The 13321-nt window shown below is 70.6% G+C and carries 12 protein-coding genes and 1 pseudogene; 5 read left to right on the forward strand and 8 right to left on the reverse strand.

Features of this window, described 5'->3' with window-relative positions:
* The 3 genes from ald to gabT all read right to left on the reverse strand — a co-directional run.
* On the reverse strand, nt 1-1054 hold a 1054-nt coding region (gene ald / locus ACM2XV_RS07310), incomplete at its 3' end, for an alanine dehydrogenase (protein ID WP_487026457.1).
* A 141-nt stretch (nt 1055-1195) separates the two neighbouring features.
* On the reverse strand, nt 1196-2248 hold the full coding sequence (locus ACM2XV_RS07315) for an asparaginase (RefSeq protein WP_487026458.1): 1053 nt from the start codon (nt 2246-2248) through the stop codon (nt 1196-1198).
* Nucleotides 2245-3609, reverse strand: a complete 1365-nt coding sequence (gene gabT / locus ACM2XV_RS07320) for a 4-aminobutyrate--2-oxoglutarate transaminase (protein WP_487026459.1) — start codon at nt 3607-3609, stop codon at nt 2245-2247. Before gabT ends, ACM2XV_RS07315 begins: the two co-directional genes overlap by 4 nt.
* A 52-nt stretch (nt 3610-3661) precedes the next feature.
* On the opposite strand from gabT, the gene ACM2XV_RS07325 reads away from it, so the two are divergent.
* On the forward strand, nt 3662-4210 hold the full coding sequence (locus ACM2XV_RS07325) for an OsmC family protein (protein WP_487026460.1): 549 nt from the start codon (nt 3662-3664) through the stop codon (nt 4208-4210).
* Here ACM2XV_RS07325 and ACM2XV_RS07330 read toward each other — a convergent pair.
* Nucleotides 4179-4985, reverse strand: a complete 807-nt coding sequence (locus ACM2XV_RS07330; protein ID WP_487026461.1) for a lysophospholipid acyltransferase family protein — start codon at nt 4983-4985, stop codon at nt 4179-4181. The genes ACM2XV_RS07325 and ACM2XV_RS07330 overlap by 32 nt on opposite strands.
* Before the next feature lie 21 nt (nt 4986-5006).
* On the reverse strand, nt 5007-5915 hold the full coding sequence (locus ACM2XV_RS07335; RefSeq protein ID WP_487026462.1) for a hypothetical protein: 909 nt from the start codon (nt 5913-5915) through the stop codon (nt 5007-5009).
* Nucleotides 5916-6006: 91 nt separating this feature from the next.
* Between ACM2XV_RS07335 and ACM2XV_RS07340 the strand changes: the two genes are divergently transcribed.
* Together ACM2XV_RS07340 and ACM2XV_RS07345 are read left to right on the forward strand one after the other, a co-directional pair.
* Entirely contained in the window at nt 6007-7026 is a 1020-nt protein-coding gene (locus tag ACM2XV_RS07340) for an FKBP-type peptidyl-prolyl cis-trans isomerase (RefSeq protein WP_487026463.1), read from the forward strand.
* A gap of 39 nt (nt 7027-7065) precedes the next feature.
* Nucleotides 7066-8145 (forward strand): 1-deoxy-D-xylulose-5-phosphate reductoisomerase, encoded by a 1080-nt coding sequence (locus ACM2XV_RS07345; protein WP_487026464.1) that lies wholly within the window; start codon nt 7066-7068, stop codon nt 8143-8145.
* Here the strand turns inward: ACM2XV_RS07345 and ACM2XV_RS07350 are convergent.
* Together ACM2XV_RS07350 and ACM2XV_RS07355 are read right to left on the reverse strand one after the other, a co-directional pair.
* Complete coding sequence (locus ACM2XV_RS07350) at nt 8127-9065, reverse strand: NAD-dependent epimerase/dehydratase family protein (protein WP_487026465.1); 939 nt, start codon at nt 9063-9065, stop codon at nt 8127-8129. The genes ACM2XV_RS07345 and ACM2XV_RS07350 overlap by 19 nt on opposite strands.
* A 70-nt stretch (nt 9066-9135) precedes the next feature.
* Nucleotides 9136-10068: a DsbA family protein gene (locus tag ACM2XV_RS07355; RefSeq protein ID WP_487026466.1), complete on the reverse strand. Its 933-nt coding sequence runs from the start codon at nt 10066-10068 to the stop codon at nt 9136-9138.
* A gap of 102 nt (nt 10069-10170) precedes the next feature.
* Between ACM2XV_RS07355 and ACM2XV_RS07360 the strand changes: the two genes are divergently transcribed.
* Together ACM2XV_RS07360 and ispG are read left to right on the forward strand one after the other, a co-directional pair.
* Entirely contained in the window at nt 10171-11472 is a 1302-nt protein-coding gene (locus tag ACM2XV_RS07360) for a M50 family metallopeptidase (RefSeq protein ID WP_487026467.1), read from the forward strand.
* A 92-nt stretch (nt 11473-11564) separates the two neighbouring features.
* Nucleotides 11565-12698 (forward strand): flavodoxin-dependent (E)-4-hydroxy-3-methylbut-2-enyl-diphosphate synthase, encoded by a 1134-nt coding sequence (ispG, locus tag ACM2XV_RS07365; protein WP_344773311.1) that lies wholly within the window; start codon nt 11565-11567, stop codon nt 12696-12698.
* A 253-nt stretch (nt 12699-12951) separates the two neighbouring features.
* Here the strand turns inward: ispG and ACM2XV_RS07370 are convergent.
* A pseudogene (locus ACM2XV_RS07370) lies at nt 12952-13321 on the reverse strand (RNB domain-containing ribonuclease); the annotation flags it as partial.

Here is a 13321-nt window from a genome sequence, read left to right on the forward strand (position 1 = left end):
TCACGACCGCACCGCCGTGCACGTTCAGGCCGAGGGCGAGCGCGGGGTCCGCGGCGAGGGCGTGACGCCAGCCCTGGCCGGCGATCGCCCGCAGGTACGGAAGAGTGGCGTTCGTCAGCGCATACGTCGAGGTCTGAGCGACCGCCCCCGGCATGTTGGCCACGCAGTAGAAGATCGAGTCGTGCACGCGGAACGTCGGGGCGCTGTGCGTCGTGGGGTGACTGTCCTCGAAGCATCCGCCCTGGTCGATCGCGATGTCGACGAGCACACTGCCGGGCCGCATCCGCGCCACGAGGTCGTTCGTGACCAGCTTCGGGGCCTTGGCGCCGGGAATCAGCACCGACCCCACGACGAGATCGGCCGCGGTGACGGCCTTCTCGATCTCGAAGGGGTTCGACGCGATCGTCTTGATCCGGCCCTGGTAGAGGTCGTCGAGCTGGCGCAGCCGCCCGATGTTGGTGTCGAGCACGGTCACCTGCGCTCCGAGGCCCACCGCGGTCGTGATGGCGTTCGAACCCGCGACGCCTCCGCCGATGATCACGACGTCGGCCGGGCGGGTGCCCGGAACGCCTGGCACGAGCAGGCCGACGCCACCGGCGGGCTTCATCAGCGTGCTGGCGCCGACGATCGGTGCCAGCCTTCCGGCGACCTCGCTCATCGGCGCGAGGAGCGGAAGCTGCCGCTCCGGCAGCTGCACCGTCTCATAGGCGATCGCGGTCACGCCGGCGGCCGCGAGCGCGTCCGTCAGGGGCCGGTCGGCGGCGAGGTGCAGGTACGTGAACAGCACGAGACCGTCACGGAAGTGCTCGTACTCGGCTGCGATCGGCTCCTTCACCTTGAGCACGAGCTCGGCGTCGGCCCAGACCGCGGCGGCGTCCGGCTCGATGACCGCGCCGGCGTCGCGGTACTCCTCGTCGGTGATCGACGAGCCGAGCCCGGCTCCCGACTCGACGACGACGCGATGGCCGCTGCCGGTCAGAGCGTGCACTCCGGCGGGCGTGATCGCCACGCGGAATTCGTTGTCCTTGATCTCGCGGGGTACTCCGATGCGCATGTCGCTCCTGTCGTCGGCGGGCGGCCTCGTGGGCCACGCCTCAGGTTAGCGTGCGCGGGGCTGAGATCGACAGTCTGGTCCGGTGAATACTGCGGATTCCGTTCCAAGCGACTCAGTAAGCAGCGGAATCGGTGGGCAGGTCTACACGACCGGTCGCACTTCTCCGACAGGCTGCCCGCCACCCAGCACGGCGCCGACGACGTCGGGCAGCACAGCGGCGACAGGCGCGGCAGGAAGGGCGCCCGCCTTCACGAGCAGCGTGAGCGCGACGACGGTTGCCGGGCGGTGGGCTCCGTCGAGCACCTTGAGCGCGACGGTCGTGCCGTCGGGCGCGGCGACGACCTGAAGGCCCTCGGCGCCCCGCTTCGCGAGCACGCCGAGGCGCTCGACGAGCACGCTGTCGCTGCGGCCCTGACCGTGGATCGCCCAGGGGAAGTCGCGAATCGCCTGCGTGACCGCCGCCGCCTTCTTGTAGAGCGGGAACGGCGACGACGCCTGCGCCGTGGCGATGCGCTGGATGCCTCGGGCGAGCCCGGTGAGCGTCACCGCGAAGGTGGGGGCGCCGCAGCCGTCGACGGCCACGTTCGCCACCTTCTCACCGGTCAGCCGCTCGATCGTGTCGACGATGTGCTTCTGCATGGGGTGCTCGGGGTCGAGGTACCCCTCGACGTCCCACCCGTTCGCGACACAGGCGAGCAGCATGGCGGCGTGCTTGCCGGAGCACTCCATATGGATCGGCGCGGGGCCGCCGCCCGAGGAGCGCACGCCGGCGCGCGCCTCGCCATCGGCCGGCATGACGGCGGGGCATCGCAGGGCGCTCTCGGGCAGCTGCGCCTTCGCGAGGATGCTGCGCACCGCTGCGACGTGCGCCGGGGTTCCGGTGTGGCTCGCCGCGGCGACCGCGAGTTCGGGGCCCTCGAGCTCGGCGCCGGCCGAGAGCGCGGCCAGCGCCTGGATCGGCTTGAGCGACGACCGTGCGAACACGGGTGCCGAAGGGTCGCCGACCGTTCGCAGGACGGCGGCGTCCTGCCCGAGCACGACGGCGCTGCCCGCGTGGCGGGACTCGACGAAGTCGCCGCGCACGACGACGGCGAGCTCGGCCGAGTCCGCGAGTGTCGCGGTCTCGGCCGCGCGCGTCGAGCCTGCGGTCAGGTCGGAAAGGCCGTGGGCCGGGGTCTGCACGCGGTCGCTCACAGCGCCGCCAGCGCGTCGTCGATGATGCGGGCGGTGTCTTCGAGGTGCGCGTCGGTGACGGCGAGCGACGGCAGGAAGCGCAGCACGTTCCCGTACGTGCCGGCAGACAGCAGCAGCACGCCCTGTTGCGCCGCGTGCGCGATGATCGCCGGCACTGCGGTCGCGTGCGGCGTTCTGCTGGTGTCGCGGGTGCCGGGTTCGACGAGCTCGATCGCGAGCATCGCCCCGATTCCTCGCACGTCGCCCACCACGTCGTGCTTCGCCCTGAGCTGCTCGATCAGCGGCCGGAACGTGGCGTCGATGCGCCGGGCCTCGGCCAGCAGCCCCCGCGCCTCGATCTGCTCGAACACGGCGACCGCGGCGGCGCAGGCGACGGGGTTCCCGCCGAAGGTGCCGCCGAGGCCGCCGGGGTGTGCGGCATCCATGATCTCGGCGCGGCCGGTGACAGCGGCGAGGGGCAAGCCGCCCGCGATGCCCTTCGCCGTCAGCACCACGTCGGGCACGAGGCCGAAGTGCTCGCTCGCGTAGTAGGCGCCGGTGCGTGCCATGCCGGTCTGGATCTCGTCGGCGACGAACACGACTCCGTTGTCGTTGCACCAGCGCTGCAGTGCGGGCAGATAGCCGTCGGCGGGCACCATGAACCCGCCCTCGCCCTGGATCGGCTCGACGACGAGGCAGGCGAGGTCGGACGCGCCGATGTGCTTCTCGAGGTAGAGGATCGTGCGCGCGGCGGCATCCGCCCCGCTCAGCCCGTCACGGAACGGATAGGAGCCCGGCGCGTGGTAGACGTCGGGCGCGAACGGCCCGAACCCGGCCGAGTACGGCATGGCCTTGAAGGTCATCGCCATCGTGAGGTTGGTGCGGCCGTGATAGGCGTGCTCGAGCGCCGCGACCGCGCGCCGCCCCGTGGCCTTCCGCGCGATCTTGACCGCGTTCTCGACGGCCTCCGCGCCTGAGTTCACGAGGATCGACTTCTTCGGGAAGTCGCCGGGCGTGTGCTGCGCGAGCAACTCGGCGACCTGCACATACGACTCGTACGGCGTGATCGTCGCCATGCCGTGGGTGAGCGACCCGAGCGCCGCTGTCGCGGCCGCGACGACCTCGGGCTGCGTGTGGCCGACCGTCGTGACGCCGATGCCGGCGCCGAGGTCGAGGAAGCGGTTGCCGTCGACGTCTTCGAGAACGGCCCCGTTGGCGCGAGCGATGTAGACCGGCAGAGCGCTCGACACACCGGCGGCGACGACGGCCTCGCGGCGCGCGTGCAGCGCGCGCGATTTCGGGCCGGGGATCTCGGTGACGACGCGGCGCTCCTGCGGAACGGTGTACTCGGCGGGCGGCGCTGGCGTCGTCGTGTCGGTCATGCAGGAAGTTTAGCGGCGGCGCGGGCCCCACCCCGGGTGACAGACTGGCCGCATGGCACTCGAGCACCACTACGCCGTCGCCGTGCGCTGGAGCGGAAATCGCGGCACCGGGACCAGCGGCTACCGCGACTACGGCCGCGACCACACGGTCAGCGCCGCAGGCAAGCACGAGATCGCAGGAAGCGCCGACCCGTCGTTCCGCGGCGACCGCGACCGCTGGAATCCCGAGGAGCTGCTGCTCACCTCGCTGTCGCAGTGCCACATGCTCAGCTACCTGCACGCCGCGACCACGGCCGGCGTGACGGTCGTCGACTACGCCGACGACGCGGTCGGCACCATGGCCCAGACCCCAGACGGCGGCGGGCACTTCACCTCGGTCACGCTGCGGCCGCGCGTGGTGATCACGGATGCCTCGCAGCTCGCGCTCGCCGAGGAGCTGCACCGCGAGGCGCAGCGCATGTGCTTCATCGCCTCGTCCGTGAACTTCCCGGTCGGCCACGAGCCGCACATCACGGTCGCCGCACCGGCCGCAGGCGCGACGGCGGGCGGCGCCGAGGCGACCGGCTCGGCTACAGCCGCTCCGGGTGCAGCATCCGCTTGACGCGCTCGACGGTGCCGCTCGGCGGCGCCTCGTTGTAGGCCCCCGCGAACTCCTGGCCCGACAGCGCCTGGATCGCCGCCATGATCTCGTCGGTTGCGAGCCGGCGCGCCTTGCCCGAGTCGGCGGGCCCGAAGTGAGTGAGATCGAGCGGCTTGCCGAATTCGATCGAGATGCGCACGCGGCGGGGGATCTTGGCGCCCACGGGCAGGAAGTCGTTGGTGCGCTTGAGTCCGACCGGCACGACGGGCGCGCCGGTGGTCAGCGCGAGCCAGGCGGCCCCCGTGCGGCCCTTGTAGAGCCGGCCGTCGAGTGACCGCGTGCCCTCCGGGTAGAGCGCGAAGGCGTCACCCGACTCGATGATGCGACGCGACTGGTCGAGCGCCGACTGCGCCGCGCTGCCCGCCCCCCGCACGACGGGGATCGCACCGACCGAGCTGAAGAACAGGCGCTGCAGCTCGCCGCGGAACCCCGTGCCGTCGAAGTACGACGATTTGGCGAGGAAGCGCACCCGGCGCGGGGCGACCATCGGGATCGCGACCGAGTCGATGAACGAGAGGTGGTTGCTCGCGATGATGACCGGCCCCCGCTTCGGCACATTGCCGCGGCCGATGACCCGCGGTCGGAAGATCGCTCGTGCGAGCGGCGCGATGGTCAGGCGGGCGAGCGTGTAGAGACCGCGATTGGCGTGACGGATGTCCGGAGCAGCGGGCGCCTCGTCGTCGAGATCGGTCTCGCGGTCATCCGCCGGCTCGGAGGTGTCAGCTTCGAGTGCCATTCGGCCAAGGGTAATCGCAGATCAATTCCCGGGGCGGCATGCGACACCGCCGACATTGTCGAGACAGGGGCCCCACCACTCGGGGAACCGGACCGCTCGCGAGTCGCCGAACCAGGCGTTGTACAGGCGGAAGAAGTTGAGGTTGCCGTAGGCCGAGCAGGCGCGCGCGGGCCCGTCGGGGTGGGCGCGCGTGTACTCGTCCGGCTGATAGGGCGTGTAGAGGTACAGGTTCGCGGTGGCCTGGTTGGCGATGTCGACGACGGATGCCCCGCAGGACGCGTCGGGGGAGTACTGCACCTTCGCCGCCCCCGGCGCGATGGGCCAGTCGTCCTTCGGGTTGCTGTATTCGCGCAACTGCCACGCGGCGGAGTACAGCTGGTTGATGAATCCGAAGTACTTCTCGTCGCAGTCGGCGGTGTCGGGGCACGCATACCCGGTCGCGCGCTCGTAGCCGTACGCGCTCGGGTGGGTGACGAGCGACTGCTCCTTCTGCACGAGCACGAGCAGCACGCGCGGGCTGATGCCGCATGCGTGGGCGACCTTCGTGATGATCGCGGCGGCCGTCTCGTCGCGGCCGCCGGTGTAGCGCTCGCAGTTGTCGTTCGCCGCGCGCGTCGCCGTCTTCTGGTGGAAGAAAGCCAGGCATGGGGAGTCGTCCGCGGGGGAGCAGGGCATGCGCAGCAGCCACTGCTCGACGCCGGCCCGCGTCATCGCGTCGGCGTTGTAGAACGCGTCGTCGCTGATGAGCTCGCCGGCCCGGAACGGCGGCAGATCGGCGGCGTCGTCGACGTTCGTGCTGCGCGGCGCGGTGTCGGCGCGGCTCTCGTGCACCGTCTGGACGGACAGTGTGGTGAGGGCTGCGGCGATCACGAGCAGCACCGCCGCGGCGGCGGCGCGAGCGGTCCAGACGGTGGCGCGGCTGATCGGCACGCGCCCACCATACGTGCACGCGATCTTGAGACTCCGGATAAGTCCGTAGTGCAGACTGTGAGCTTCCACCCCTCGAACCGGAAGTTCTTTCGTGCGCAAATCCGTCTCCCTCGTCGTCCTCGCGGCGGCCTCCGCTCTTCTGCTGACCGCCTGCGCCGGCAACGGCGATTCGAAGGCGAAGAGCGACTCGAAGCCGTCGGCCGGCGCTGCCGCTGCCGCATGCACCCTCGGCTCCGGCACCGCCTCCGACTCGATCAAGGCCACGGGCGACCAGAAGAGCGCGCCGAAGATCACCTTCGACAAGGGGCTGAAGGCGTCGAAGGAGCAGCGCTCCGTGCTCATCAAGGGCACGGGTGACAAGACCGAGGCCGGCCGCACCGTGACGATCGCATTCTCGGCCTACAACGCGACGAGCGGCGAGCAGCTCACCAGCCCGCTCGGCTACGACGCGACCCAGGCGGCGCCGTCGCTCGAGCTCGGCGGCTCACAGCAGTTCCCGGCCTTCACCGACGCCATCGAGTGCCTGCCGGTCGGCTCTCGGGTCGCCTACGCCGCTCCCGCCGCCACGGCGTTCGGCGGCACGAGCAACCTCTCGCAGCTGAACCTCACGAAGAGCGACTCGGTCGTCTTCGTCATCGACATCAAGAGCATGCAGCCGAAGGCCCTCGCGAAGGCGAACGGCGCAGCCCAGACCCCGAAGGCCGGCTTCCCGACGGTGAAGCTCGCGAAGAGCGGCGAGCCCACCGTGACGATCCCGAAGACGCAGACCGTCGGCAAGACGACGACCGCGCTCGAGGTGCTGAAGAAGGGCACGGGCACCACGGTCAAGAGCGGCGACCAGGTCACCGTGCACTACACGGGAGTGAACTGGCGCACCGGCAAGGCATTCGACTCGAGCTGGGAGAGCGGCCAGCCGATCACCTTCGCGACCAACCAGGTCGTCACCGGCTTCAGCAAGGCGCTGGTCGGCCAGAACGTCGGCTCTCAGGTGGTCGCGGTGATCCCGCCCGCGGAGGGCTACGGCTCGACCGGCAACTCCGACGCCGGCATCAAGGGCACCGACACGCTGGTCTTCGTCGTCGACATCCTCGCGACGTCGTCCGGGCAGTAGCGGGCGGCGGGCGGCATCCGACCCGGTAACCTGGCGGCTGTGCGTCGCGTCCTGATCCTCGGCTCCACCGGCTCCATCGGAACACAGGCGCTCGACGTCATCCGCGCGAACCGCGACCGCTTCGAGGTCGTCGGGCTCGCCGCCGGCACGGATGCCGCGGGGCTCTCGGCGCAGGCGGCCGAGTTCTCCGTCGCCCACACCGCGCTCGGCGCAGCCGAGGCCGAGGCACTGGTGCGCGAGGTCGATGCCGACGTCGTGCTCAACGGCATCACCGGCTCCGTCGGCCTGGGCCCGACGCTCGCCGCCCTCGAGAGCGGCCGCACGCTCGCGCTCGCCAACAAGGAGAGCCTGATCGTCGGCGGCGAGCTCGTCACGGGGCTCGCGCGGCCGGGCCAGATCGTGCCGGTGGACTCCGAGCACTCCGCCCTCGCGCAGGCGCTGCGCTCGGGCACCCACGACGAGGTGCGGCGGCTCATCGTGACCGCCTCCGGCGGTCCGTTCCGCGGCCGCAGCCGCGAGTCTCTCGCGGGCGTGACGCCGGCGGAGGCGCTCGCCCACCCCACCTGGGACATGGGACTCATGGTCACGACGAACTCCGCGACGCTCGTCAACAAGGGCCTCGAGGTGATCGAGGCGCACCTGCTGTTCGACGTGCCGTTCGCGTCGATCGAGGTGACGGTGCACCCGCAGTCGGTCATCCACTCGCTCGTCGAGTTCGTCGACGGCTCGACGCTCGCGCAGGCGAGCCCGCCCGACATGCGGCTGCCCATCTCGCTCGGGCTCGATTGGCCGCACCGCGTCGCCGGGGTCGGCACGCCGATCGACTGGGCGACCTCGCATGCCTGGACCTTCGAGCCGCTCGACGACGCGGCGTTCCCCGCCGTGGCGCTCGCGAAGCGCGTGGGCGAGGCCGGCGGCACCTACCCGGCCGTGTTCAACGCGGCGAACGAGCAGGCCGTCCACGCGTTCCACGATCGCCGCATCGGATTCCTCGACATCGTCGACACCGTGCAGCGCGTGGTCGATGCGCACGAGCCGTCCGGGGCGCTCACGCGCGAGTCGCTCGCCGCTGCGGAGGAGTGGGCGCGGGCGACGGCCGATCAGCTGATCGCGCGGTAGCTCTGCGCGGTGTCGCGCAGCGCCTGCTCCCAGGGCGTGGCGCGCACGCCCAGCATCCGCTCGGTCTCGCTCGCATCGAGGACGAACGGATTCCTGAACTGATAGCTCTCGTCGAGCACGCCCGCCAGCTGCGGGCTGAACAGCGCCATGGTGCGCAGCGCGAGCAGCGGAATCGGAGCGACCCTGCCGCTCGTTCCGAACCACGCGTTCAGGGTCGCCGCGATCTCGAGCTGCGAGTGCGGCTCGCCGCTCGGGACGTGCCAGACGCGGCCCCACTCGCCCGGGTAGTCGGCCGCGGCGACGAGCGTTGCCGCGATGTCGTCGAGGTACGACCAGCTGTGCGGCAGCGACGGGTTGCCGACCACCCGGGCGACGCGCGACTCGAGCACCGGCACGAAGAAGCGCTCGCCGAGCAGTGCGGTCGCGCCCGACCCCGGCCCGAAGTAGTCCGAGGCGCGCACCTCGACGGCGCGCACCTCGCCGGCGTCGTGTGCGGCCTTCACGGCCTCCCACCCGGCCTTGCGGATCAGGCCCTTCCGGCTCGTGGTGCGCTCAGGCGAGTGCTCGGTCATCGGCCCCTGCGGCAGGCCGTATGGGTGGAGGTTGCCCATCACGACGAGCCCGGCGCCGGCGCTGCGCGCGGCCGCGATGGCGGCGCGGAAGATCGGCGGCCACACCCGGGCCCACTCCTCGGCGCTGTAGATCGCGGGGTTGGCGCACAGGAAGATCCTGTTGGCGTGGTCGCACACGGCGGCGAGAGCCGTGGCGTCCGATGCATCCGCGGCCACCGCGCGGGCGCCCGGCAGCTCGGTGCCGCGCCGCGTGATCAGCGTGACGCGGTCGCCGCGATCGACGAGCAGCCGAGCAACGCGGCGGCCGATGAGGCCCGCGCCCACCACGACGTGAGACGAGGCGGACATGCGAGGAGGCTAGCCCGCGCCTGCGCGACGAGCCAGCCTCCTTGCGGATTCCGGTGCGGCGTGCTCCGCGTCAGCCGGCGGACGACGGCGTCGGGGACGACGTCGAGCCGCCCGTCGCCGACCAGCCCGGCACCGTCTTCTCGATGAAGCTTGCGAAGGCGGCGGTGTCGGCGAGGCCCTGGCCGGTGGTCGGCGCGGTGTAGACCTGCTTGTTCACGATGATCGTCGGGGTCGAGAAGCCCTGCGACGGCACGGTGTAGTTCGAGTTGGGGATCTTGGTTCCCGGCGGAGTGGTGCGGTCGGTCGCGGCCTTCACCCAGCCCTTGAACTTCTCGCTGTGCACGCAGTCGGTGATCTGGGAGCTGCTCGCGCCGCCCTTCTTCAGCCACGACAGGATCTGCGCGTCGGTGGCGCCGCCGGTGTTCTCCTGCGGCTGGTTGTCGTAGAGCGACTTGTTGACGGCGAAGAAGTCAGACGGGTCGTAGTTCGCGACGCACGCGAGCGCGTTGGCGGCGCGGCTCGCGTAGCGGTTCGTGCCCGAGCTGCGGTCGAGGAACGAGATCGGCTTGATCTCGAGGGTCGCCGTGCCGGCATCCAGCCACTTCGAGATCTGGGCGTCGTTGGCCTCCTCGAACTGCTGGCAGTAGGGGCACTGCAGGTCTTGGTAGACGGTGATGTGGGCTTTGCCGTCGTCGGCCTGCTTGGTCGGCGTGGGCTTGCCGCCGTTGGGAATCGCCGGCGTCGCCACGTATTGGGTGGTGCTCGTGAGCACGAATCCGTCGCTGATCATGTTCTTCGGCCCGGCGTTCGAGGCGGGCCGTGCCACGTTCACGATCACGACGACGGCGATCGCGATGACGGCGACGATCGCGAGGCCGATGCCGCCCTGCAGCAGGAACTTGTTGCGGCGCGCCTTGCGCTTGGCCTCTTCCCGCATGATGCGGGCCTTCTCACGTGCGGCGTTCTGGCGCTGGGCCTTCGTCTGGCGATCGGGATTCGTCACGAGACGAAAGCCTATGTGAGCGAGGGATGCCTGCCCCACTCGCCCGCGTCACACATAGCCGTCTTGCGGCAGCTTCAAAGGCGGTGCGGATACATTCGGCGGGTGGAATCCGTCCTCCTGTTCCTCTTCGGGATCGTCGTCATCCTCGTCGGCATCGGCGTCTCGATCGGCCTGCACGAGCTGGGGCATCTGACGGCCGCCAAGATCTTCGGCGTCAAGGTGACGCAGTACATGATCGGGTTCGGCAACACGATCTGGAGCCGCAAGAAGGGCGAGACCGAATACGGCGTGAAGTCGCTGCCGATCGGCGGCTACATCGCCATGATCGGCATGTTCCCGCCGGGGCCCGACGGCGAGCAACCGCGCCGCGGTCGCCTTGCGCAGTTCATCGACAGCGCGCGGCAGTCGAGCGCAGAGACGGTCCCGCAGGGCGAAGAGCATCGCGCCTTCTATGCGGCGGCGCCCTGGAAGCGGATCATCATCATGTTCGCCGGCCCCTTCGCGAACCTCGTGATCGCCGTGATCGTGATCGGCATCATCACGGTCGGCGTCGGGATCCCGTCGAGCATCCCCGTCGTCGACTCAGTCGCGCAGTGCCTGAAGCCCGCCACCAGCACATCGACCACCTGCACGGATGCCGACCCGGTCGCGCCCGCTGCGCAGGCCGGCCTCAAGGCGGGTGACCGCATCGTGAGCGTCGACGGGCACCCGGTGGGGAACGACTTCCAGAAGGCATCCGACCTCATCGGCGACGCGGCCGGCCGCAGGATCGCGCTCGTCGTCGACCGCGGCGGCCGCGACGTGACCCTCTCGGTGACCCCGGTGCTCTCGAGCAAGACCGTCGCCGATGCCCAGGGCAACGAGAAGGTCGTCCAGGCCGGCGTGGTCGGGTTCTCGTTCGCGCAGGGGAACGTGCGGCAGCCGATCTCGGCCGTGCCCGGCCTCGTCGGGAAGCAGCTGTCGCAGACGACGGGGGTGTTCCTGAACCTTCCGAACCGCATGGTGCAGGTCTGGAACGCCGCGTTCGGCACGCAGGCGCGCGACGCCAACGGCCCCGTCGGGCTCATCGGCGTCGGCCGTCTCGCCGGCGATGTGGCCAGCAACACGGCGACGCCGCTCGTCGATCGGCTCGAGTGGCTGCTGTCGATCATCGCGGCGCTCAACATCTCGCTCTTCGTGTTCAACCTCGTACCGCTGCTGCCGCTCGACGGCGGCCACATCCTCGGTGCGCTGTGGGAGCAGGGCAAGCGGTGGTTCTTCGCGGTGTTCCGCCGTGGTCGCACGCCCAGGCACGTCGACATGGCTCGGCTGCTGCCCCTCACCTTCGGCGTCGTGACGGTGCTGATCGCGATGGAGCTGCTGCTCGCCTACGCCGACCTCGTGAAGCCGATCTCGGCGGGGTAGCCGGAACGCCCCTGCCGGTTGCCAGGGGAATCCCCAGTGGCAAGTGCAACGCGCTACCTAGACTGGCAATCGTGGCAGCAATCAATCTGGGCATGCCTTCGGCGCCCGACGTTCTGGCCCCTCGTCGCAAGTCCCGCCAGATCAAGGTGGGCAAGGTGCTGGTCGGCGGTGACGCCCCCGTCAGCGTGCAGTCCATGACGACCACGCCGACGACCAACATCAACGCGACGCTTCAGCAGATCGCCGAGCTCACGGCGGCGGGCTGCGACATCGTGCGTGTCGCCGTGCCGAGTCGCGATGATGCCGAGGCGCTGCCGATCATCGCGAAGAAGAGCCAGATCCCGGTGATCGCCGACATCCACTTCCAGCCGAACTACGTCTACGCCGCGATCGACGCAGGCTGCGCCGCGGTCCGCGTGAACCCCGGCAACATCCGCAAGTTCGACGACCAGGTCGGCGAGATCGCGCGCCGTGCGAAGGCCGCGGGCGTGTCGCTGCGCATCGGCGTCAACGCCGGCTCGCTCGAGCCGAGCCTCTTGCAGAAGTACGGCAAGCCGACGCCCGAAGCGCTCGTCGAATCCGCCGTGTGGGAGGCGTCGCTCTTCGAGGAGCACGACTTCCACGACTTCAAGATCTCGGTCAAGCACAACGACCCCGTCGTCATGGTCAAGGCCTACCGCCTGCTCGCCGAGCGCGGCGACTGGCCGCTGCACCTCGGCGTCACCGAGGCGGGCCCGGCGTTCCAGGGCACCATCAAGTCGGCGACCGCCTTCGGCATCCTGCTCTCAGAGGGCATCGGCGACACGATCCGCGTCTCGCTGTCGGCCCCGCCGGTCGAAGAGGTCAAGGTCGGCCTGCAGATCCTGCGCTCGCTCAACCTGCGCGAGCGCAAGCTCGAGATCGTCTCGTGCCCGTCGTGCGGCCGTGCCCAGGTCGACGTGTACTCGCTCGCGAACAACGTCACGGAAGGCCTGAAGGACGTCACCGTGCCGCTGCGTGTCGCGGTCATGGGCTGCGTCGTGAACGGGCCGGGCGAGGCGCGCGAGGCCGACCTCGGCGTGGCGTCCGGCAACGGCAAGGGCCAGATCTTCGTCAAGGGCGAGGTCGTCAAGACCGTGCCTGAGGCCGAGATCGTCCAGACCCTGATCGCCGAGGCCCAGCGCATCGCCGACGAGATGGGCGTCGACGCTCCGGTGGGGGCGCCCTCGGTCACCGTCGGGCACTGAGCTCGGCGCGGGCCGGTGGGGCCCGGCCCGGCCGGGGTGCTCCCTTGCGCTCCCTTGCGGTCGCTTTCCCGCGGCGACATTAGGTGCGGGAAAGCCCTTCTCGAGAAGCCCGCGGCGACATTTGGTGCGGAAATGGTGCGGGATTTCGACACCCAATGTCGCCGGGCGGGCGACGGGCAGTCGCGATTCCGCACCTAGTGTCGCCGGGCGGGGGACGGGCAGTCGGGATTCCGCGCCTAGTGTCGCCGGGCGTCTAGCCCGAGATCAGCCGGCCGGCCGCCTCAAGCGGCTCGAAGGTCAGCGTGCCCGTCGCGATCTCGGCGGCAGCGAGCCGCACGCGCACGACCTCGCCCGGCTCGCCCACGACACCCTCGACGGATGCGTCGACCGCCGGCTCTGCCAGCTGGATCCGCGTCCTCGTGTGGTTCTGCGCGAGCACGACGGCATCGAACGCGTCGCCGACGCGGGCCGAGAGCACGGCCGCCTCGACGCGGTCGAGAGCTGAGGCATCCAATCGACCCGCCACCGATGACGTCGAGGCCATGATGTGCGGCAGCTCGCCGAGCGAGTCGCGCGCCCAGTCGGGCACCGGATTCCCCGCCGAGAGCGCCTCGCACACGACG

The sequence above is a fragment of the Gryllotalpicola sp. CP2-P1 genome (assembly GCF_057512245.1).

Coding starts and splice junctions, on each gene's coding strand:
- ACM2XV_RS07350 (WP_487026465.1), bottom strand. CDS start 9,065: ATGTCCGCCTCGTCTCACGTCGTGGTGGGCGCGGGCCTCATCGGCCGC.
- ACM2XV_RS07330 (WP_487026461.1), bottom strand. CDS start 4,985: ATGGCACTCGAAGCTGACACCTCCGAGCCGGCGGATGACCGCGAGACC.
- gabT (WP_487026459.1), bottom strand. CDS start 3,609: ATGACCGACACGACGACGCCAGCGCCGCCCGCCGAGTACACCGTTCCG.
- ispG (WP_344773311.1), top strand. CDS start 11,565: ATGCCTTCGGCGCCCGACGTTCTGGCCCCTCGTCGCAAGTCCCGCCAG.
- ACM2XV_RS07325 (WP_487026460.1), top strand. CDS start 3,662: ATGGCACTCGAGCACCACTACGCCGTCGCCGTGCGCTGGAGCGGAAAT.